The sequence below is a fragment of the Streptomyces sp. NBC_00435 genome (assembly GCF_036014235.1).
Taxonomy (GTDB): Bacteria; Actinomycetota; Actinomycetes; order Streptomycetales; family Streptomycetaceae; genus Streptomyces.
The window spans coordinates 5,586,293-5,607,298 of record NZ_CP107924.1 but is presented as its reverse complement, the minus strand read 5'-3'; the positions used below and the strand labels follow the sequence as shown (position 1 = coordinate 5,607,298).

Genomic DNA, 21,006 nt, shown 5'->3' with positions numbered 1-21,006 from the left:
CCACTACAAACGACGCGGTCACACACCGCCAGAAGCCAACAAACCATCACAGCAAACACCGTTGCAGTACTAGTACTTGGGGGCGTTGCGCGACCGCTGCACCTTGGAGGTGCGGCGGTCCTTCGCGTTCCAGCAGGCCTTGTGCCAGTGCCGGCGGTCCTCGACGCCGCCGTACTCCGGCCAGGCCACCAGGTGCGGGGTGCCGGAGGGGATCTCCTGGTCGCAGCCGGGGCAGCGGTACCTCTTGCCCGCCGCGCTCGCGCCCGCGACGTGCCGGACCTTCCACTCCTCGCCCTGGTACTCCTCCGTGCGCTCCAAGCCGTACCGGTCCAGACTGCCGCCCGGGTCCGAGCCCTGGTCCGACGAACGATCGGCTGGATTCTCGCCGCCCCTGGGGCGGTTGTGGCGCGGTGACACGTATACCTCACGGATGGGCGGACGGCAGTGACTTTCTCCCAGACTACGCGCAGCGAGACCGGGTACCCGCAGGGTGGCCGAAGGACGACCATCGGAAGAACGCGACTGGCCCGACAATCCCAATAACTTTCCGGTCAGGCCGTGCCTTTGGCACGTGTCAGACGTTGTTGCCGGTAAGGAAACCGGTCCGCCTGGGGGAGGCCGCGTCAGCCGCGAGGAGGCTAAAGGCGATGCGCGTAGGAGCGTTTGTACTGGCGGCCCAGTTCCCTGGACAGGGACCGGGAGAGGCACTGCACCGGGCGGTGCGGACCGCGGAGGTGGCCGAGGAGGCCGGGCTCGACTCGGTCTGGCTCGCCGAACACCACTTCGTCCCGTACGGGGTCTGCCCGTCGGCGGTGACCCTGGCGGCCTTGATGCTGGGCCGCACCCGGCGGCTGCGCGTGGGCACGGCGGTGAGCGTGCTGCCGAGCACCCACCCCGTGGCCCTGGGGGAACAGGCGGCCCTGCTGCACCTGACCTCGGAGGGACGGTTCTCCCTGGGTGTGGGGCGGGGCGGGCCCTGGGTGGACCTGGAGGTCTTCGGCGGCGGGCTCGACGCGTACGAGAACCGCTTCCCGGAGGACCTGGACCTGCTGCGCCGCTGGCTCGCCGAACCACGGGTGGGGGCGGCGGGAGCGCAGGCCGGAGCCCGGTACGGGTTCCGCGAGGTGGCCGTCGTACCGCGTCCGTCCGAAGCGCTGCACGCGGACGGGACGGGGCCGGAACTGATCGTCGCGTGCACCTCCCCCACCTCCGTACGGCTGGCGGCGGAGCGCGGACTGCCGATGCTGCTCGGTATGCACTGCGGGGACGAGGACAAGGCGGCGATGGTCGAGCTGTGGCGGCGTACGGCGCGGGCCGCGGGCCACAGCCCGGAGGCGGGCCACGTGTCGGCCGGGGTCTGCCAACTGGCGGACCGGACGGCGGACGCCCGGGAAACGCTGCTGAAGGCGATGCCGGGCTGGCTCAAGCAGGGCTTGGACGCGCACGTCACGGTGGACGGACGCCGGCGCGCGATGCGCGATCCGGTCGCGTACACGGAACTGCTGTGCGACCTGCACCCCGTGGGCACGCCGGAACTGGCGGCCGACCGGCTGGCGGTCACATCGGAACGTACGGGCATCACGCGGTTCGCCCTGCTGACGGAAGGTTCGGGTGACCTCGCCGCGACGGAGGAGAACCTCCGCCGACTCGGCACCGAAGTGGTGCCCCGGCTCGGCTGAGACCAGGGCTGCCGCTCCGTTGGCACCGGAGCGGCAGCGCGATAGAGGTCGTGCGGTCTCGCGGTCGTGGCGTCTTGCGGAGGTGCGGTCGTACGGTCGTACGGTCGTCCTGCTAACAGTCGCGCAGCTCGGGCGACTGGTTGAGCAGCTGACCACGGATCGAAGTGAACTTGGCCAGCCGGTCGTCCACCGACGGGTCGAGCGGGAACACCGCAAGCCGGTGGCAGTTCTGGAATGCCAGGCGCACTCCGAAGTGGCGCTGCAGCGCACCCCGTATCGCGTCACTCGCGAGGGCGCGCAGCAGCTGGCCACGCGCCTGCTCGTCCGGCGGCGGCGTCTGGTTGTCGGCGAACTGTCCGCCGTCCACCTTCAGCTGGGCCACCAGCGAGCTGATCATCTCCCATGCGTAGGGCAGGGAGGTCCGGACGCAGTCGACGAAAGCGGCTTCGTCGACCTCGCCTCGCTCGGCCTGTTCGAGTAGGGCCGGTGAGACGTCGAGCGACATGGGTTCTCCTCTCGCGACTCCGGCCGATTGGGTTGCCGGAGCCTTACGGGCAGGGAGGAGATCGCGACGCAGTGTGCACGCTTCGCAACCTCCCGCTCACCACGGTAGGCGCCCGGTGGGTACCGCACCAGGAGAATGCGCATACAACGCGCCATCCACGAAGGGGGCTTTCGGGGGCGAATCGCGTGCAGGCCTTCTCGTCGAGTAGCGTTGCCGACCATGCGTCTCGTCATTGCCCGCTGCTCCGTCGATTACGCGGGCCGGCTCACCGCCCATCTGCCCTCGGCACCCCGTCTGATCCTCGTGAAGGCCGACGGGAGTGTCTCGATCCACGCGGACGACCGAGCGTACAAACCGCTCAACTGGATGTCTCCGCCGTGCACCCTCAAGGAGGGGAGTGGTAACGAGGCCGGCGTCTGGACCGTCGTCAACAAGGCGGGCGAGAAGCTCATCATCACCATGGAGGAAGTCCTCCATGACTCCTCCCACGAGCTGGGCACCGACCCGGGCCTGATCAAGGACGGCGTCGAGGCGCACCTCCAGGAACTCCTGGCCGACCGGATCGACACCCTCGGCGAGGGCTACACGCTGATCCGCCGCGAGTACATGACCGCGATCGGACCCGTCGACATCCTGTGCCGGGACGCCTCCGGCGGGACGGTCGCGGTGGAGATCAAGCGGCGCGGTGAGATCGACGGCGTCGAGCAGCTCACGCGCTACCTGGAGCTCCTGAACCGCGACCCGCACCTGGCGCCCGTCAAGGGCGTCTTCGCGGCCCAGGAGATCAAGCCCCAGGCCCGCGTCCTGGCGAACGACCGCGGCATGGACTGCGTGATCCTCGACTACAACGCCATGCGCGGCATCGAGGACGACAAGCTCCGGCTGTTCTAACCCGGCAGCGCGCCGCCGGCCGCTGATCGCAGTGGCGGCGCGTACCGCTCCGGGCACGGCCCGTCAGGACCTCAGGGTGTCGTCGTCGTGACCGGCGCACCCGTCGTCGCCGTCGTCGTGGTCGGCGTGGGCTGGCCCGTCGGCTCGGTCGGGCTCGCGGAGATCGACACGGTCGGCGTCGGATCGGCCGGGCTCGACGCCGGCGGGGTCGGGGCCACGGGGCTCGACGACCGCGGGGTCGGCGACGGCTTGCGCGAGGGGGACTTGCGCGGCGTCGGCGTCGTGCCCGGCACCTGCGCCTCCGGGGACGAGGCTTCCGGCTCCGGCGCAGGAACGTTCCCGCTCGTACCCGGCGAACTCGGCGACGTCTGCGACTCCTCCGTGGTCGGGGTCGTGGAGACGCCCGGCCCCTGGGCCGGCGGGGTCTGCTCCTCGCCGGACATCGCCAGCGCGACCACCGTGCCCAGCACCACCACCGTCAGCGCCCCGGCCGCGGCCAGCAGCAGCGGCTTGCGCCCGGACCGCGGCGGCCGCGGCTCGGGCAGCGCCCTGGGCGCCGGGGCCGGCTCGGGGTTGAGCGGGAAGGCGTCCTCGAACACCTCCGCCAGGGTCACGGGCGCCACGGCACCGGCCGGCGCCACCGCGGGCACCACCGTCGTGACCGCTTCCGCGTCCCGCGGCTCCAGCGCGGCGGCCAGGGGTGCGGGCGCGGGCTTCACGGTGGACACCGGAGCCACCCCGGCCGGCGGCTTGAACCCGCCCGGCGCGGACGGCACGGCCGGCGCCGCGCCGGGCCGGGCGCCGGGCCCGGCGCCCGGCCCTGCGCCCGGCCCCGCGGGCAGGGCCGCCGGAGCGGGAGAGGCCGCCGGCGGGGCCAGCCGCAGCGGCGGCGACACCTGGACGCCGGCCGCCTCCCGGTCGGTGACCAGGGCCAGCGCCCGCCGTCCCGCCACGGTGCCCCGCTTGTCGGCGAGCGCGCCGCGCAGCCCGATCGAGGCCTCGAGCTCCGCCCGCGCCCGGTCGAGCCGGCCCTCGCACAGGGCCAGTACGCCGAGCTCGTGGTGGAAGTACGCCTGCTCCGCGACCTCCCCGGCCTTCCGCGCGGCCTCCGCGCCCGAGCGCAGCACGCGCTCCCAGGACTCCCAGTGCAGCGAGGCCGCGAACGCCGGGGCCGCCGTCCGCGCCAGCAGGACCGCGGCCACCACATCGGCGCCGGCCAGCGCAGCGAGCACCGCGTCGGCCTCCGCCGCGATCCGCCCCGGGCTCACCGAGGTGTGCCCGGTCCACCAGGCGTAGTGCCGGGCGGCCGTCCGGGCCTCCTCGGCCGCGGTGTCCCCGTACCCGATCTCCTCCAGCTGCCGCGCGACCCCCGCGGCCAGCCGGTAGCGCGTCCCGACGGGGCTCAGCAGCCCGCAGTCGATCAGTTCCGCGACCGCCGTGTCGGCGTGGGTGTCCCCGACCAGTGCGGGCAGGTGCGCGTGGTGCGGCAGCTCGCCGCCCAGCGCGCAGGCGATCCGCAGGGCGGCCCGTGCCGATTCGCTGACCCTAGAGGCCAGCAGCTCCGCCGGGGCGGCTCCCTCGGCCAGGGTCGGCAGCGGCACGAAGACGGTGTCGCGCGGCCGCTCCTCGAAGACGCCGGGCTCCTCGTCCTCGTCGTCGGGGTCGGACCGGTTGAGCTCGTCGCGCTGCCGCAGCAACGCGGCGGCCTGCACGAAGCGCAGCGGCAGCCCTTCGGAGGCGAAGCGCAGGTCCCCCGCCCAGGCCGTCTCGGCCTCCGTCAGGGCCCGTCCGGTGCCCGCTTCGAGCAGGGCCACGCAGTCGGCGCGGGACAGCCCGCCGAGGAAGACCTCTTCGAGATGCGAATCGTCGGAGGGGGCCCGGGTGCCGGGGGTGGCGGCCAGCAGGTACGCGCACTCCGGGGTGGCCCGCAGCAGTTCGTCGAGGGCGGGGCCGCCCATGTCGAGGTCGTCGAGGAGGACGACGGCGCCGATCTCCCGCACGCGGGCGAGGAGTCCGGCCCGGTCGGGCCGTTCGGCCGGAGCCTCGTACACGGTGGCGTACAGCGCGTGGAGCAGCTCGCCGGCCTGCTGGTGCCCGTGCGCGGAGAGACGTACGACTCCGTCGGGGGCCATGTCCGCGCAGGCGTCGGCGACGGATTCGAGCAGCGCGGTGCGCCCGGAGCCGGGCGGCCCGGTCAGCCGTACGGAGCGGCCGCGCGCGAGGAGCCGTACGAGGCGCTCGCGCTCCTCCTCACGGCCCAGCAGGGGGCGCGTGCCGGCCGGGGCTCCCGGCGGTACGGGGGGCCGCGCGGCGGCCGCCCCGGAGGCGCGGGCGGCGGGGGTGCGCTTGACGGGGGCGCGGGCGGGTTCACCGCCGGGACGGTGGGTCGGCTCGATCTCGCTGCCGTCGACCGGGTTCACGGTGAGGGTGAAGTCCCCGGCGGCCAGCGTCACCACCCGTGCGGGGTGCTGAGCCGGATCGGCCTGCCCTTGTGTGCGGTCCATGACCGAGTCCTCCGATCGCGCCGTGCGCCGTCGTACCGCCCGGCCTTCGCACACGCCGCTGTCGCTACTGGTCCGGTTTCCGCCCGAACCCTAGACCGTGCCCGGTCCCGCAGGAACCGCAGGGGTGCCTTCACCACCGGACCGTTACGTTCGCGCGGTCTGTTCACGCTGCTCACCCGGCGTCCGGCGTCACGCTCGCGGCAGCGACTCCGCTTCCAGTCCGCCCTCGATCGCGAGGATCCGGTGCAGCCGGGTGGCGACGAGCAGCCGCTGCATCTGCGGCGGCACCCCGCGCAGGACGAGCCGCCGGCCGGTCCGACCGGCCCGGCGGTGGGCGCCCATGATCACGCCGAGGCCCGTCGCGTCCCAGGAGTCGAGCCCGGTGAGGTCCAGCACGAGGTCGCCGTGACCGTCGTCGAGGGCGGTGTGCAGGACCGTACGGGCGTCCGCCGCGCTGCGCACGTCGAGGCGACCCCCGACAGCGAGTTCGGCGTGGTCGCCCCTGATGTGCATGTGTGCTCCCGGCAGTGCGGTACTGCGTACGTATGGTCCGACTGGTCCGTGGTCGGCAACTCTCACTGCAACTGACTGCCTCAGGGGCGGGGAAGTTGCCGACCGTGAGCGAACCGATACCTAATTCACTCCAGGGGGTGAAGGGCTCGTTCGAACGGGCCCTCTGTCCCCGCCTCAGTGCTTGTAGAAGCCCTGCCCGCTCTTGCGGCCGATGTCGCCCGCGTCCACCATGCGGCGCATCAGCTCCGGCGGCGCGAACTTCTCGTCCTGCGATTCGGTGTAGATGTTGCTGGTGGCGTGGAGCAGGATGTCGACGCCGGTGAGGTCGGCGGTGGCCAGCGGGCCCATCGCGTGCCCGAAGCCCAGCTTGCAGGCGATGTCGATGTCCTCCGCCGAAGCGACGCCCGATTCGTACAGTTTGGCGGCTTCGACGACCAGCGCGGAGATCAGACGGGTCGTCACGAAACCGGCGACGTCGCGGTTGACGACGATGCAGGTCTTGCCGACGGACTCGGCGAACGCCCGGGTGGTGGCGAGGGTTTCGTCGCTCGTCTTGTAGCCGCGCACGAGCTCGCACAGCTGCATCATCGGGACGGGCGAGAAGAAGTGCGCGCCGACGACCCGCTCCGGACGCTCCGTCACGGCCGCGATCTTGGTGATCGGGATGGCCGAGGTGTTGGAGGCGAGGATCGCGTCCTCGCGCACGAGCTTGTCGAGCGCGCGGAAGATCTCGTGCTTGACCTCGAGCTTCTCGAAGACGGCCTCGACGACGATGTCGGCGTCGCCGACCGCGTCGAGGTCGGTGGTCGTGGTGATGCGGGCGAGCGCGGCCTCGGCGTCCTCCGCCGTCAGCCTGCCCTTGGAGACGAACCTGTCGTACGAGGCCTTGATCCCGTCGGTACCACGCGTCAGAGCGGCATCGGTGACATCGCGCAGCACGACGTCCCAACCCGCCTGAGCGGAGACCTGCGCGATTCCGGAACCCATCAGTCCGGCACCGATGACGGCGAGCTTCCCAGCCACTGCACACCCCTAGCTGTCGTTCGTTCTCCGGCGGAGACTAGCGCCCGGGAGGGGCGCAGAGACCGTGAAGTAACACGCGTCACGTCTCAGATGACGGACATCACACCGGGGCGGCTCAGCAGTGCGACAGGGGGCCGCAGTTGGCCCGCACTAGGCTGACGGCATGGTGAACCTCACGCGCATCTACACCCGCACCGGCGACAAGGGCACGACCGCGCTCGGCGACATGAGCCGCACGGCCAAGACCGATGTGCGGATCTCGGCGTACGCCGACACCAACGAGGCCAACGCGGCCATCGGGACGGCGATCGCGCTCGGCGCGCTGTCCGCCGATGTCGTGAAGGTCCTGGTCCGTGTGCAGAACGACCTGTTCGACGTGGGCGCGGACCTCTGCACACCCGTCGCCGAGAGCCCCGAATATCCGCCGCTGCGCGTCGAGCAGTTCTACATCGACAAGCTGGAGGCGGACTGCGACGCCTTCAACGGCGAGCTGGAGAAGCTCCGCAGCTTCATCCTCCCCGGCGGCACCCCCGGCGCGGCCCTCCTGCACCAGGCCTGCACGGTGGTCCGCCGCGCCGAGCGCTCCACGTGGGCGGCGCTGGAGGAGTACGGCGAGGTGATGAACCCACTGACGGCCACCTACCTCAACCGTCTCTCCGACCTCCTCTTCATCCTGGCCCGCACGGCCAACAAGGAGATCGGGGACGTCCTGTGGGTCCCGGGAGGCGAGCGCTAGGGCCTGTTCGTGGAGGACAGCGGAGCGGCCCGCTTCGGCGCCCGCTTCGGCGCCCGCTTCGGGAACACCGTGTACGTCAGGGCGATCAGGGCATGGATGGCGACCACGCGCAGCGACATGAACTGCCACCCGCGCAGCGGAGCGGTGTCGCCCGAACCGCCGACGTAGCAGATCGCGACCTGCAACAGGCCGATCGCGACGGCCGCCGCGACGAGGGTCCGGGCGACCAGCTTCCATTCATGGGCGGCCCGGGCCGTGCCGAGTCCGGCGCCGGCCGGCTTCGGGCCCCCGGCCAGGCGGTGCGCGGCGTGGCCGTCGAGCCACTTCACGGTGTAGTGCCCGTAGGCGACGGTGTAGCCGAGGTAGAGCGCGGCCACCCCGTGCTTCCAGTCGGGCTCGGCACCGCCGCGCAGGTCCAGGGTGGTGACCACCAGCAGGACCAGTTCCAGCAGCGGCTCGCACAGCAGGACGGCGGCGCCGGCCCTCGGCATCTTCGCGAGGTAGCGCAGGGCCAGGCCACCGGTCAGCAGGACCCAGAAGCCGATCTCGCAGGCGATGATCAGGGTGACGAGCACGGGAGTCTCCGTTCCTGCGGTGGCGGTGGGATGCCTCCAGCTTCCCGCCCGGTCATCGCCGATTCCTCGTCTCCGGTGACGAATGCCGAGGTGGTCGCCCTGCATCCTTCGATGTACGGCGCCTCGGCCTCGATGGCGACGCCGACCTCGGCCGCAGCCTGTTGGATGGGCCCGTGACCCCGAAGATCCCACCACCTCACCGGGACGACGTCCTGCTCGCCGTTGTCAGCGTGGCCGCCGGCCTGCTCCTGTGGTCGCTCGGGGTGTACAGCTCCCCCACGCGGAACCTGCTCCCCGACTGGGCCGCCCTGGTCCCGCTCTGCGCCCTCGGCGCGATGGAGCCGCTGCGCCGGAGCAGGCCCCGGGTGACCCTGGCCGTCGGCACCGCCGGGGTGGTCGCCGACCAGTTCACGGTGGGAAATCTGGCCACCGTCCTGATCTTCACCGACCTGATGTACGCGGCCGTCGTCTACGGCAAACCGGCCATGGCCCGCCGCCTCCCGGTGACCACCGGCCTGATCACCGTCGCCGTGACCATCGCCGCCGTGGCCTGGCTGCGCACCCCGCAGGCCCTGCTGATCGGCGTGATCACCGGCATCGTGAGCTTCGGCCCGGCGCTGACCGGCGCCACCCTGCGCAACCACCGCGAGGCCGCTGTGGCCGCCCGGCTGCGCGCCGAGCAGACCGCTCTGCTGGCCGAGATGGACCGCAGCCAGGCCGTCGTCGCCGAGCGGGCGCGGATGGCCCGGGAGCTGCACGACATGGTGGCCAACCACCTCTCCGCCATCGCCATCCACTCCACCGCCGCGCTCTCCATCGACTCCCCCGCCACCAGCCGCGAGGCGCTCGGGGTGATCCGGGAGAACAGCGTCCAGGGTCTGGCCGAGATGCGCCGGCTGATCGGGCTCCTCCGGGACGCGGGCGCCGGGCAGGAGGCCGTCGCGATGCCCTCCCTGGACGGGCTGGAGGCGCTGCTGGACCAGGCCCGGACGAACGGAGCCGCGAGCGGGCTGGACTTCGTACTCCTCGACGAGCGGTCCGGGGAGGCCGGTGAGGCCGGCGAGCCGCTGCCGGCCCCGGTGGAGCTGGCGGCGTACCGGATCGTCCAGGAGTCGCTGACCAACGCCCTCAAGCACGCTGCCCCGGGCACGGTCACCGTCCGCCTGACCCTGGACCGCGGTGCGAGCGGGATGCTGCGCCTGCTGGTCGACTCCCCTTACGGGGACCGCCCCGGCCCCCGCGCACCCGGCTCCGGGGCGGGGCTGACCGGCATGCGGGAGCGGGTGGAATTGCTCGGCGGAGAGTTCGAGGCGGGCCGCGCGGGAGCGGTCTGGCGGGTGCGGGCAGCGCTGCCCGCACGGGAGGAGGCGGTACGGACGTGACGATCAGGGTCGTGGTGGCGGAGGACCAGAGCGCGGTACGGGCCGGGCTGGTCCTGATCCTGCGCAGCGCGGGCGACATCGAGGTGGTGGGCGAGGCCGCGGACGGGGAGGAGGCCGTGCGCCTGGCCCGCGGGCTGCGGCCCGACCTGGTGCTCATGGACGTGCAGATGCCGCGCCTGGACGGGGTCTCGGCGACCCGCCAGGTGGTCGCGGAGGGGCTGGCGGACGTCCTGGTGCTCACCACCTTCGACCTGGACGAGTACGTCTTCGGGGCGCTGCGCGCGGGGGCGTCCGGTTTCCTGCTGAAGGACGCGGACGCGGCGGAGCTGATCGGGGCGGTACGGACGGTCGCGCGCGGGGAGGGCATGATCGCCCCCGCGGTGACCCGCCGGCTGATCGCCGAGTTCGCGGCTCCGCGGGCCGTACGGGTGCCCGTGCCGGCGGCGGTGGAGTCCCTGACCCCGCGCGAGCGGGAGGTGCTGGGGTGCCTGGGCAAGGGGTTGTCGAACGCGGAGATCGCGGTGCGCCTGGAGATGGCGGAGGCGACGGCGAAGACCCACGTCAGCAGGCTGCTGGCGAAGCTGGAGCTGCGCAGCCGGGCCCAAGCCGCCGTGCTGGCACAGGAGTTGGGGCTCTAGCCGGATCCGACCGGAAATGCATTCACGGGCTCCACGGAAGGTCTGGACCTCTTGACGGTTGGTCCAGACCTTTCTACTCTCACGCACAACTGTGGTGAGCGTGCCATGACAAAGAGTCATGCCGGCACGCTCACGGGCGGCGCAGGTCCCACCCCCATGCCGCGGCCGTCCCCACGGCCGCGACGGACCTCGGAGGAGCACCCTTGAGCACAGCACCCCCACGACGCGCACCGCTGTTTCGAAGAGTCGCGGCCGCCCTGGCCGTCCTCACCCTGCCGGTCGCCGGGCTCGTGGCCGTCGCCGGACCCGCCGAGGCCGCCGCCTCGGCGTCCGCGACGTACACCAAGGTCTCCGACTGGGGCTCCGGCTTCGAGGGCAAGTGGACGGTGAAGAACACCGGCACGACCACCCTCAGCAGCTGGACCGTGGAATGGGACTACCCGGCCGGCACCGCCGTCACGTCCGCCTGGGACGCCACCGTCACCAGCTCCGGCACCCACTGGACCGGCAAGAACGTCGGCTGGAACGGCACCCTGGCCCCCGGCGCGACCATCAGCTTCGGCTTCAACGGCACCGGCTCCGGCGCCCCCAGCGGCTGCAAGGTCAACGGCGGCGGCTGCGACGGCACCACCACCCCCACCGACAACCCGCCCAGCGCCCCCGGCACCCCCACGGCCAGCGGCGTCACCGACACGGGCCTGACCCTCGGCTGGGCCGCGGCCACCGACGACAAGGGCGTCAAGAACTACGACGTCTACCGCGGCGGCACCAAGATCGCCACCGTGACGACCCCCTCGTACACCGACTCGGGCCTGACCAAGGGCACGACGTACAGCTACGCGGTCACCGCCCGCGACACCGTCGACCAGACCGGTCCCTCCTCCGGCGCCCTCTCGGTGACCACCACCGGCGGCGGAACCGACCCCACGGACCCCGGCACCCCCGGTTCCGCGGTCAAGCTCGGCTACTTCACGGACTGGGGCGTCTACCAGCGCAACTACCACGTGAAGAACCTGGTCACCTCCGGCAGCGCCGCCAAGATCACGCACATCAACTACGCCTTCGGCAACGTCCAGGGCGGCAAGTGCACGATCGGTGACGCCTACGCCGACTACCAGAAGACCTACGACGCCTCCTCCAGCGTCTCCGGCACCGCCGACACCTGGGACCAGCCGGTCGCGGGCAACTTCAACCAGCTGCGCCAGCTGAAGAAGAAGTACCCGAACATCAAGGTCCTCTACTCCTTCGGCGGCTGGACCTGGTCCGGCGGCTTCGGCCAGGCCGCCGCGAACCCGGCCGCCTTCGCCCAGTCCTGCTACGACCTGGTCGAGGACCCGCGCTGGGCCGACGTCTTCGACGGCATCGACATCGACTGGGAATACCCGAACGCCTGCGGCCTGTCCTGCGACACCAGCGGGGCCGCCTCCCTGAAGAACGTGCTCTCCGCGCTGCGCACCAAGTTCGGCAGCAGCAACCTGGTCACCGCCGCCATCTCCGCCGACGGCTCCAACGGCGGCAAGCTCGACCTCGCCGACTATGCGGGCGCGGCCCAGTACGTCGACTTCTACAACGTCATGACCTACGACTTCTTCGGCGCGTGGGACGCCAAGGGCCCGACCGCCCCGCACTCCCCGCTCACCTCGTACACCGGCATCCCGATCGCCGGCTTCAACTCCGAGGCCGCCATCACCAAGCTCAAGGGCAAGGGCATCGCCGGCTCCAAGCTCAACCTCGGCATCGGCTTCTACGGCCGCGGCTGGACCGGCGTCACCCAGGCCACCCCCGGCGGCACCGCCACCGGACCGGCCCCGGGCACCTACGAGCAGGGCATCGAGGACTACAAGGTCCTCAAGAACACCTGCCCCGCGACCGGCACCGTCGCAGGCACCGCCTACGCCAAGTGCGGCAGCAACTGGTGGAGCTACGACACCCCCGCCACCATCGCCGGGAAGACGGCCTGGGTGAAGCAGCAGGGCCTCAGGGGCGCCTTCTTCTGGGAGTTCAGCGGCGACACCACGAACGGCGAACTGGCCTCCGCGGTCCACGCCGGACTCCAGTAGCCCCCACGTCCACAGCCGGTGAACGACGAAGCCGGGGAGACGGGTCCGCCCCCGTGTCCCCGGCTTCTCCGCGTCCGAAGTCGATCAGGCCACATTGACCCGCTGGCCAGGAGGCGCCGCCTCGAGCCACGCCAGGAAACCTGTCAGCGCGTCATCGCTCATCGCCAGCTCCAGGCGGGTGCCCCGGTGGACACAGCCGAGCACGACGGCGTCGGAGAGCAGGGCCAGCTCCTCCTCGCCCTCGGGGGCGCGGCGGGCGATGACCTCGATGGAGGACCGCTCCAGCAGCCGGCGCGGCCGGGGGGAGTAACTGAAGACGCGGAACCATTCGATGCGGTCACCGCTGTAGCGCGCGACCCCGTACACCCAGCCCTTGCCGGAGATGTCGGGTTCCTCGGTCACACCCCAGCGCAGGCTGCAGTCGAAAGTGCCGCCGGAGCGCTGGATCAGTCTGCGGCGCAGCCCGAACACAAACAGCCCGATCACCACCAGGGCTACTACGACCAGGCCGCTCACAAGCAGAGCGAGGAGCATCTTTCACCGACCTCCTCGCTCATCGAATAACCGAACCGAAAAACGGACCCGCATCGCCTCAGCCGCGACCCGGTCCGGAAAATTCCGGAACAGGCCGCGGCTGAGGTTTGAAACTCTTACCAGTACCGGGGCTCAGCGCCCCGAAACCGCGCGCAGCCGGACATCGGCGCGACGCTCGGAGACCGAATCGGTCTCCGCCTTCGCGCGCTCCAGTGCCCGCTCCGCCCGCTCGACATCGATCTCGTCGGCAAGCTCGGCGATCTCGGCCAGCAGCGACAACTTGTTGTCCGCGAACGAGATGAATCCGCCGTGCACCGCGGCGACAACAGTGTTGCCGTCCGTGGTGCGGATGGTCACCGGGCCCGATTCCAGCACACCGAGAAGCGGCTGGTGACCGGGCATGACGCCGATGTCGCCGGAGGCGGTGCGGGCGACAACCAGGGTGGCCTCGCCGGACCAGACATTCCGGTCCGCCGCGACCAGCTCGACGTGCAGCTCAGCAGCCAAGGTGGCTCCTCGGGTCACCACCCGGCGGGAAAGCCGGGTGTTGGGTCAAATTCTAATGGGCGTGGGGAGAGGGACGGGACACACCCGCCCCTCTCCGTCATTCAGCTGTGCTCACGGATGAGCGCGGCTTCAGGAGACGCCCAGCTCCTTGGCGTTCGCCTTGAGGTCCTCGATGCCACCGCACAGGAAGAACGCCTGCTCGGGGAAGTGGTCGTAGTCTCCGTCGCAGATCGCGTTGAAGGCCACGATCGACTCCTCGAGCGGAACGTCCGAACCGTCGACGCCGGTGAACTGCTTGGCGACGTGCGTGTTCTGCGACAGGAAGCGCTCGACACGACGGGCACGGTGGACAACGAGCTTGTCCTCCTCGCCCAGCTCGTCGATACCGAGGATCGCGATGATGTCCTGGAGGTCCTTGTACTTCTGCAGGATCCCCTTGACGCGCATCGCCGTGGCGTAGTGGTCCGCCGCGATGTACCGCGGGTCGAGGATGCGGGACGTCGAGTCCAGCGGGTCCACGGCCGGGTAGATGCCCTTCTCGGAGATCGGACGGGAAAGAACCGTCGTCGCGTCGAGGTGGGCGAAGGTGGTAGCCGGCGCCGGGTCGGTCAGGTCGTCCGCGGGGACGTAGATCGCCTGCATCGAGGTGATCGAGTGACCGCGGGTCGACGTGATGCGCTCCTGCAGCAGACCCATCTCGTCAGCCAGGTTCGGCTGGTAACCCACGGCGGACGGCATGCGGCCCAGAAGGGTCGACACCTCCGAACCGGCCTGGGTGTAACGGAAGATGTTGTCGATGAAGAAGAGCACGTCCTGCTTCTGCACATCGCGGAAGTACTCCGCCATGGTCAGACCGGCAAGCGCGACGCGAAGACGGGTGCCCGGGGGCTCGTCCATCTGGCCGAAGACGAGGGCCGTCTTGTCGATGACGCCCGAGTCGGCCATTTCCTCGATGAGGTCGTTGCCCTCACGGGTACGCTCACCGACGCCCGCGAAGACCGACACACCGTCGTGGTTGTTGGCCACGCGGTAGATCATTTCCTGGATCAGAACGGTCTTGCCGACACCGGCACCACCGAACAGACCGATCTTTCCACCCTTGACGTACGGGGTGAGAAGGTCGATGACCTTGACGCCGGTCTCGAACATCTCGGTCTTCGACTCGAGCTCGTCGAAGCGGGGCGCCTTGCGGTGGATCGGCCAGCGCTCGGTGACGTTGGCGTTCTCCTCCGGGTAGTTCAGCACCTCACCCAGGGTGTTGAAGACCTTGCCCTTGGTGAAGTCACCGACGGGGACAGTGATGCCCTCGCCCGTGTTGACCACCGCGGCCTGGCGGACCAGACCGTCGGTCGGCTGCATCGAGATGGTACGGACGAGGCCGTCACCCAGGTGCTGCGCGACCTCGAGGGTCAGCGTCTTGAGCTTGCCGTCCTCGGCCGGGTCTGCGACCTCGACCTTGAGGGCGTTGTAGATCTCGGGCATGGCGTCGACGGGGAACTCCACGTCGACGACCGGGCCGATGACCCGGGCGACGCGGCCCGTGGCGGCGGCCGTCTCAATGGTCGTCATTACTTGTCACTCCCCGCGGTCGCGTCTGCCATGGCGCTGGCGCCACCGACGATCTCGCTGATTTCCTGGGTGATTTCGGCCTGGCGGGCCGCGTTGGCAAGCCGGGAAAGGCTCTTGATGAGATCCCCGGCGTTGTCGGTGGCCGACTTCATCGCGCGGCGGCGGGCGGCGTGCTCGGAAGCGGCCGACTGCAGCAGTGCGTTGTAGATGCGGCTTTCGACGTAGCGCGGCAGAAGGGCGTCGAGGACGTCCTCCGCCGACGGCTCGAAGTCGAACAGCGGAAGGATCTCGCCCTTCGTACCGTTCTCCTCCGCGGCCTGGTCGAGGCTGAGCGGCAGCATCCGTCCGTCCACCGCGTTCTGCGTCATCATCGACACGAATTCCGTGTAGACGATGTGCAGCTCGTCGACGCCACCCTCGGCCGTAACCGTCTGGATGGCCTCGATCAGCGGCGCCGCCACGCGCTTGGCGTCGGCGTAGGCCGGGCTGTCGGTGAAGCCGGTCCACGAGTCCGCGACCTTGCGCTCACGGAACCCGTAGTAGGCGACACCCTTGCGGCCGACGATGAACGTGTCGACCTCCTTGCCCTCGCCGCGCAGCCGCTCGGAGAGCCGCTCCGCCTGCTTGATGGCGTTCGAGGAGTAGCCGCCGGCCAGACCGCGGTCGCTCGTGATGAGCAGGACCGCGGCACGCGTCGGCGCCTCGACCTCGGTGGTCAGGGCGTGCTTGGTGTTCGAACCGGTCGCCACCGCGGTCACCGCACGGGTGAGCTCGGTCGCGTACGGCATCGATGCCGCCACCTTGCGCTGTGCCTTGACGATGCGCGAGGCGGCGATCATTTCCATCGCCTTGGTGATCTTCTTGGTCGCCGTGACGGCACGGATGCGACGCTTGTAGACCCGGAGCTGCGCTCCCATGAGTCAGGTCCCTTCCGTCGTCACTTGGAGACGTTGACGGCCGGCGCGTCCTCGCCGAGGAGCTTGCCGTCCGAGGTCTCGAACTGCCGCTTGAAGGCGGCAATGGCGTCCGCGATGGAGGACAGGGTGTCGTCCGACATCTTGCCGCCGTCCGCGATGGAGGTCAGGAGCTCCTTGCGCTCGAGGCGCAGGTGGTCCAGCAGCTCCGACTCGAAGCGACGGATGTCGTTGACCGGGACGTCGTCCATCTTGCCGGTGGTGCCGGCCCAGACGGAGACGACCTGCTCCTCGACGGGCATCGGCTGGTACTGGCCCTGCTTCAGCAGCTCCACCAGACGCTTGCCGCGCTCCAGCGAGGCCTTCGACGCGGCGTCCAGGTCGGAACCGAAGGCGGCGAACGCCTCCAGCTCGCGGTACTGGGCCAGGTCCAGGCGCAGACGGCCGGAAACCTGCTTCATGGCCTTGTGCTGGGCCGAGCCACCGACGCGGGAGACCGAGATACCGACGTTCAGCGCCGGGCGCTGGCCCGCGTTGAACAGGTCGGACTCGAGGAAGCACTGACCGTCGGTGATGGAGATGACGTTGGTCGGGATGAACGCCGACACGTCGTTCGCCTTGGTCTCGACGATCGGCAGACCGGTCATCGAACCGGCACCCATGTCGTCGGAGAGCTTCGCGCAGCGCTCCAGCAGACGGGAGTGCAAGTAGAAGACGTCGCCCGGGTAGGCCTCGCGGCCCGGCGGACGGCGCAGCAGCAGCGAGACGGCGCGGTAGGCGTCGGCCTGCTTCGACAGGTCGTCGAAGATGATCAGGACGTGCTTGCCGGCGTACATCCAGTGCTGGCCGATGGCGGAACCGGTGTACGGCGCCAGGTACTTGAAGCCGGCCGGGTCGGATGCCGGGGCGGCGACGATCGTCGTGTACTCGAGCGCGCCGGCGTCTTCCAGGGCGCCGCGAACGGACGCGATGGTCGAGCCCTTCTGGCCGATGGCGACGTAGATGCAGCGAACCTGCTTGTTCACGTCGCCCGAGCGCCAGTTGTCGCGCTGGTTGATGATCGTGTCGACGGCCAGAGCGGTCTTGCCGGTCTGACGGTCACCGATGATCAGCTGACGCTGACCACGGCCGACCGGCACCATCGCGTCGATGGCCTTGTAGCCGGTCTGCATCGGCTCGTGGACCGACTTGCGGACCATGACACCGGGGGCCTGCAGCTCGAGGGCACGGCGGCCCTCGGTCGCGATCTCGCCGAGGCCGTCGATCGGGTTGCCGAGCGGGTCGACAACGCGGCCGAGGTAACCCTCGCCGACGCCGACGGAGAGCACCTCACCGGTGCGCTGCACCGGCTGGCCCTCCTCGATACCGCTGAACTCGCCGAGGACGACCGCACCGATCTCGCGCTCGTCGAGGTTGAGGGCGAGACCGAGGGTTCCGTCCTCGAACTTCAGCAGCTCGTTCGCCATGGCGGAGGGCAGGCCCTCCACCTTCGCGATGCCGTCGCCGGCAACGCTGACCGTACCGACCTCCTCGCGCGAGGCCGCGTCCGGCTGGTACGACTGGACAAAGTTCTCCAGTGCGTCCCGGATCTCCTCCGGCCGGATCGTGAGCTCCGCCATCTGGGTTCCCTGCTCTCCTTGTTGGGCCTGAAGCTTCTTTGGGGTCTGGGGGCGACCCCCAGGAATCTTCTGCAAGTTCTGCACGGCCCAACCGGGCCGCTAGGAATGCTTTGTTCTGAATTTGGTGGCTGGTCAGCCGGCCATGCGACGGGACGCCTCTGCGATGCGGTCCGCGATGGTGCCGTCGATGACCTCGTCGCCGACCCGCACCGAGATCCCGCCGAGGACCGTGGGGTCCACGTCGAGGTTCAGGTGCATCTGGCGGCCGTACAGCTTGGCCAGCACCGCGCCGAGACGCTGCTTCTGGACGTCGCTGAGCGGAACCGCGGTGGTCACGGTGGCGACCATGCGGTCACGACGCTCGGCGGCGACCTTGGAAAGGGACTCGAGGCCCGCTTCCAGGCTACGTCCACGCGGGTGCGTGACGAGACGCGTGACCAGACGCTCGGTGACGGCGTTCGCCTTGCCGCCGAGCAGGCTGCGCAGCAGCTGGCTCTTGGCGGCGGCGGTCGCGGACCGGTCGGTCAGTGCGGCACGCAGCTCCGTGCTTCCGGAGACGATCCGGCCGAACCGGAACAACTCGTCCTCGACGTCGTCGAGGCCGCCGCTGTTCTGGGCCGCCGTGAGGTCGGCGGTGGCCGCCAGTACCTCGAGCGAATCCACCAGGTCACGGGACTGCGACCAGCGGGACCGGACCATGCCGGACACCAGGTCGAGGGTTTCCCCGCCGACCTGACCACCGAGCAGACGACCGGCCAGCTCGGCCTTGGCCTCGCCGGACTGCGACGGGTCCGTGATGACCCGTCGCAGCGAGACCTCACGGTCGAGCAGCGCGGTGACGGCCGCCAGCTCGCCGGCGAGCTTCGCCGCGTCGACGGACGTGTTGTCCGTCAGCGCGTCGAGACGCTCGCGGGCGGTGGCCAGCGCGTCGCGGCTCGCTCCGTTCATCGGGCGGCCTCGGCCTTCTCCTCGAGCTCGCTGAGGAAGCGGTCGATCGTGCGGCTCTGCCGGGCGTGGTCCTCGAGGGACTCGCCGACGAGCTTTCCGGCCAGGTCGGTGGCGAGCTTGCCCACGTCCTGACGGAGCGCAGAAGAGGCGGCCTTGCGGTCGGCCTCGATCTGGGCGTGACCGGCAGCGATGATCTCCTCACGCTGCCGCTGGCCCTCTGCGCGCAGTTCTTCCTTGAGCGCGGTGCCGTGCTCCAGGGCGTCCTGGCGCAGGCGAGCGGCCTCGTGCCGGGCTTCGGCGAGCTGGGCCTTGTACTGCTCCAGCACGCTCTGAGCCTCGGTCTGAGCGGCCTCAGCCTTTTCGATACCGCCTTCGATGGCCTCGCGGCGCTCGTCCAGAACCTTGTTGATGTTCGGGAGGAGCTTCTTCGCGAGGAAACCGAAGACGATGACGAAGGCGATCAGACCGATGACGAGCTCGGGGATCGGCGGGATGAGGGGGTTTTCCCCGCCCTCAGCCGCGAGAACCAGGAGGTTCACTTCAGTGCCTTTCGTCTAGGTGGTGGTCGTGGATCCGAGGATCACGGGCCGTAGACGAACGGCATGACCAGACCGATGAGGGCGAGCGCCTCACAGAAGGCGAAGCCGAGGATCTGGTTGGCGCGGATCAGGCCGGCAGCCTCGGGCTGACGAGCGAGGGCCTGGGTACCGTTACCGAAGATGATGCCGACGCCGACGCCGGGGCCGATGGCCGCAAGGCCGTAACCGATGGAGCCGAGGGAGCCGGTGACGCCTTCGGCGGCGATGGTCTGGAGAGCGGACATGCCGGTTCTTCCTTCTCTTTCACGGACCCGGTGGGGGTTGGCCACCGGACGACATAGTGGTTTGGGGGAGGGCTTGACTCAGTGGTGCTCTGCGAGCGCGCCCTGAATGAAGCTGCAAGCCAGGAGGACGAAGACGTACGCCTGGACAGCCTGGATGAAGAGCTCGAAGGCGGTCATCACCAGGACCATGACGAACGAGACGCCCGCGTAGGCGATCCCGATGCCGTTCAGCAGGTACCAGCTGGCGATCGTGAAGAGCAGCAGCAGGGTGTGACCGGCGAACATGTTCGCGAACAGTCGGACCGCGTGGGTGAACGGGCGCACCAGGACGTTCGAGAAGAACTCGATGACCATGACCATCGGCAGAACCGGGCCGAGCGACTTGTCGTAGCCGGTCAGGTTCTTGAAGCCGCCGACGAAGCCGTGACGCTTGAAGGTCACGCTCATCCAGATCACGTAGACGATGGCCGCGAGGGCCGCCGGGTACGAAATGATCGACGTCACCGGGAACTGGGCCAGCGGGACGATCGACCAGACGTTCAGGATCCAGACGAAGAAGAACAGCGAGACCATCAGGGGGACGTACTTCTCGCCCTCCTTCTTGCCCAGCGTCTCGTAGACGATGCCGCGGCGTACGAAGTCGTAGCCGGCCTCGGCGACCATCTGCAGCTTGCCCGGGACGACCTTCGGCTTGCGGAAGGCGGCCCAGAAGAAGCCGACGATGACGACGGTACCGAGCAGCGCCAGCAGCATCGTCTTGTTGAAGTAGAGGCTGCTGTCACCGTCCCCGAAGATCGGCTGGAACAGGAACGAGTGCAGGCCGGGAGCCGGGAATCCACAACCGTCGAAGATGTGGCAATCGGTCTCGAAGGCGAGCACCGTCGTCGGGTCAGCACTCACCGCGGGCTCCTTCAGCGTGGCGCATAGGTACGGCAACCTCGTTGTGTCGGCGCGGCGCACAGCCGCTGTTCGGCACTGGACTGGTGTTTCGGATTAGGGGGCGGCGGTCAGGCATCGAGCCTCGCGATGGAACAGGCGTCAGCTCGGATGCCCGCGTCCGCATCGCCGCAGTTGGAACCGGACGATAGCAGCATCCCGAACGCGCACTTATCCCGCCCCTACCCCTCACGGCTTCGGTCCCGAATTTCCGGGCTTGTCGCCCTTCATCGATTCCGGTTCGACGTAGAGGATCTTGGCCTTCATATGAGCACGCGCCTGCGCGCCGATCCACACGAGGGTGGTGATGGCGAGCGTGATCGCGAAGGCCTTGGGGTGGAACAGCGTCGTGTTCTTGAACACGGCGAGAAAGACGAAGAGCAGCAGGATCTGGACCGTGTAGAGCATGAGCCCCATGGCCTGGAACAGGTGCGGAAGCGATTTCGCCGTGCGCTGCAGCACGAGGAATCCGATGCCCATGAACAGCATCACCACCACCGTCGCGACGACGGCGCCCACGGCCCCCTTGCCGCCGACCGTGATGCCACTGATGACGGCGGCGAGAGCGCCGACGACAGCGGTGGGCACGGCTGATTGCAGGAGGGATCGGACGTCATCTGACCGCATGGCGGTTTGCTCCGCGTGGTGGT

General features: G+C 69.9%; 22 protein-coding genes. 6 read left to right on the top strand and 16 right to left on the bottom strand.

What is annotated here, in order from left to right:
- Positions 1 to 69: 69 nt before the first annotated feature.
- Positions 70 to 417 (bottom strand): ATP/GTP-binding protein, encoded by a 348-nt coding sequence (locus tag OG389_RS25895; RefSeq protein WP_328300838.1) that lies wholly within the window; start codon positions 415 to 417, stop codon positions 70 to 72.
- Positions 418 to 647: 230 nt separating this feature from the next.
- On the opposite strand from OG389_RS25895, the gene OG389_RS25890 reads away from it, so the two are divergent.
- Complete coding sequence (locus OG389_RS25890; protein WP_328300837.1) at positions 648 to 1,679, top strand: LLM class flavin-dependent oxidoreductase; 1,032 nt, start codon at positions 648 to 650, stop codon at positions 1,677 to 1,679.
- A 112-nt stretch (positions 1,680 to 1,791) separates the two neighbouring features.
- Here OG389_RS25890 and OG389_RS25885 read toward each other — a convergent pair whose 3' ends face one another.
- Positions 1,792 to 2,184: an SCO5389 family protein gene (locus tag OG389_RS25885; RefSeq protein ID WP_030386927.1), complete on the bottom strand. Its 393-nt coding sequence runs from the start codon at positions 2,182 to 2,184 to the stop codon at positions 1,792 to 1,794.
- Between the two features lie 219 nt (positions 2,185 to 2,403).
- Here OG389_RS25885 and nucS point away from each other — a divergent pair, with 219 nt between their 5' ends.
- Positions 2,404 to 3,075, top strand: coding sequence for an endonuclease NucS (gene nucS, locus OG389_RS25880; protein WP_328300836.1), 672 nt, complete (start codon positions 2,404 to 2,406; stop codon positions 3,073 to 3,075).
- Positions 3,076 to 3,146: 71 nt separating this feature from the next.
- Here the strand turns inward: nucS and OG389_RS25875 are convergent, their stop codons facing one another.
- The 3 genes from OG389_RS25875 to OG389_RS25865 form a co-directional block, all read right to left on the bottom strand.
- Entirely contained in the window at positions 3,147 to 5,579 is a 2,433-nt protein-coding gene (locus OG389_RS25875; protein ID WP_328300835.1) for an ATP-binding protein, read from the bottom strand.
- A 189-nt stretch (positions 5,580 to 5,768) separates the two neighbouring features.
- The gene (locus OG389_RS25870) at positions 5,769 to 6,092 is read right to left on the bottom strand and encodes an STAS domain-containing protein (protein WP_243336243.1); all 324 of its coding nucleotides are present in this window, start codon (positions 6,090 to 6,092) and stop codon (positions 5,769 to 5,771) included.
- Between the two features lie 174 nt (positions 6,093 to 6,266).
- The gene (locus OG389_RS25865; protein ID WP_328300834.1) at positions 6,267 to 7,115 is read right to left on the bottom strand and encodes a 3-hydroxyacyl-CoA dehydrogenase family protein; all 849 of its coding nucleotides are present in this window, start codon (positions 7,113 to 7,115) and stop codon (positions 6,267 to 6,269) included.
- 163 nt (positions 7,116 to 7,278) lie between these two features.
- Here OG389_RS25865 and OG389_RS25860 point away from each other — a divergent pair, with 163 nt between their 5' ends.
- Positions 7,279 to 7,851, top strand: coding sequence for a cob(I)yrinic acid a,c-diamide adenosyltransferase (locus OG389_RS25860; protein WP_328300833.1), 573 nt, complete (start codon positions 7,279 to 7,281; stop codon positions 7,849 to 7,851).
- On the opposite strand, the gene OG389_RS25855 is transcribed toward OG389_RS25860, so the two are convergent.
- Positions 7,848 to 8,426, bottom strand: a complete 579-nt coding sequence (locus OG389_RS25855; RefSeq protein ID WP_328300832.1) for a hypothetical protein — start codon at positions 8,424 to 8,426, stop codon at positions 7,848 to 7,850. The two genes, OG389_RS25860 and OG389_RS25855, sit on opposite strands and share 4 nt — an antisense overlap.
- 173 nt (positions 8,427 to 8,599) lie before the next feature.
- On the opposite strand from OG389_RS25855, the gene OG389_RS25850 reads away from it, so the two are divergent.
- From OG389_RS25850 to OG389_RS25840, 3 genes are all read left to right on the top strand, one after another.
- Positions 8,600 to 9,808: a sensor histidine kinase gene (locus tag OG389_RS25850; RefSeq protein ID WP_328300831.1), complete on the top strand. Its 1,209-nt coding sequence runs from the start codon at positions 8,600 to 8,602 to the stop codon at positions 9,806 to 9,808.
- Positions 9,805 to 10,446 (top strand): response regulator transcription factor, encoded by a 642-nt coding sequence (locus tag OG389_RS25845; protein ID WP_328300830.1) that lies wholly within the window; start codon positions 9,805 to 9,807, stop codon positions 10,444 to 10,446. The genes OG389_RS25850 and OG389_RS25845 overlap by 4 nt, the downstream gene beginning before the upstream one ends.
- Positions 10,447 to 10,679: 233 nt before the next feature.
- Positions 10,680 to 12,506 carry a glycoside hydrolase family 18 chitinase gene (locus OG389_RS25840; RefSeq protein WP_328304095.1) on the top strand — a complete coding sequence of 609 codons (1,827 nt, stop codon included), beginning with the start codon at positions 10,680 to 10,682 and terminating at the stop codon, positions 12,504 to 12,506.
- A gap of 84 nt (positions 12,507 to 12,590) precedes the next feature.
- On the opposite strand, the gene OG389_RS25835 is transcribed toward OG389_RS25840, so the two are convergent.
- From OG389_RS25835 to OG389_RS25790, 10 genes are all read right to left on the bottom strand, one after another.
- Entirely contained in the window at positions 12,591 to 13,040 is a 450-nt protein-coding gene (locus OG389_RS25835) for a DUF2550 domain-containing protein (protein WP_328300829.1), read from the bottom strand.
- 132 nt (positions 13,041 to 13,172) lie between these two features.
- A complete protein-coding gene (locus OG389_RS25830; protein ID WP_328300828.1) occupies positions 13,173 to 13,547 on the bottom strand; it encodes a F0F1 ATP synthase subunit epsilon in 375 nt (124 codons plus the stop codon).
- A gap of 129 nt (positions 13,548 to 13,676) precedes the next feature.
- Positions 13,677 to 15,116, bottom strand: coding sequence for a F0F1 ATP synthase subunit beta (atpD, locus tag OG389_RS25825; RefSeq protein WP_328300827.1), 1,440 nt, complete (start codon positions 15,114 to 15,116; stop codon positions 13,677 to 13,679).
- Complete coding sequence (locus OG389_RS25820; protein ID WP_328300826.1) at positions 15,116 to 16,033, bottom strand: F0F1 ATP synthase subunit gamma; 918 nt, start codon at positions 16,031 to 16,033, stop codon at positions 15,116 to 15,118. Before OG389_RS25820 ends, atpD begins: the two co-directional genes overlap by 1 nt.
- A gap of 20 nt (positions 16,034 to 16,053) precedes the next feature.
- Positions 16,054 to 17,649 (bottom strand): F0F1 ATP synthase subunit alpha, encoded by a 1,596-nt coding sequence (atpA, locus tag OG389_RS25815; protein WP_243336230.1) that lies wholly within the window; start codon positions 17,647 to 17,649, stop codon positions 16,054 to 16,056.
- Between the two features lie 132 nt (positions 17,650 to 17,781).
- Positions 17,782 to 18,597: a F0F1 ATP synthase subunit delta gene (locus OG389_RS25810; RefSeq protein ID WP_328300825.1), complete on the bottom strand. Its 816-nt coding sequence runs from the start codon at positions 18,595 to 18,597 to the stop codon at positions 17,782 to 17,784.
- Positions 18,594 to 19,136 (bottom strand): F0F1 ATP synthase subunit B, encoded by a 543-nt coding sequence (locus tag OG389_RS25805; protein ID WP_328300824.1) that lies wholly within the window; start codon positions 19,134 to 19,136, stop codon positions 18,594 to 18,596. Before OG389_RS25805 ends, OG389_RS25810 begins: the two co-directional genes overlap by 4 nt.
- A gap of 41 nt (positions 19,137 to 19,177) precedes the next feature.
- Positions 19,178 to 19,420 carry a F0F1 ATP synthase subunit C gene (locus OG389_RS25800; RefSeq protein ID WP_328300823.1) on the bottom strand — a complete coding sequence of 81 codons (243 nt, stop codon included), beginning with the start codon at positions 19,418 to 19,420 and terminating at the stop codon, positions 19,178 to 19,180.
- Positions 19,421 to 19,498: 78 nt separating this feature from the next.
- The gene (gene atpB / locus OG389_RS25795; RefSeq protein ID WP_328304093.1) at positions 19,499 to 20,335 is read right to left on the bottom strand and encodes a F0F1 ATP synthase subunit A; all 837 of its coding nucleotides are present in this window, start codon (positions 20,333 to 20,335) and stop codon (positions 19,499 to 19,501) included.
- Positions 20,336 to 20,545: 210 nt separating this feature from the next.
- Complete coding sequence (locus OG389_RS25790) at positions 20,546 to 20,983, bottom strand: hypothetical protein (RefSeq protein WP_328300822.1); 438 nt, start codon at positions 20,981 to 20,983, stop codon at positions 20,546 to 20,548.
- Positions 20,984 to 21,006 lie beyond the last annotated feature (23 nt).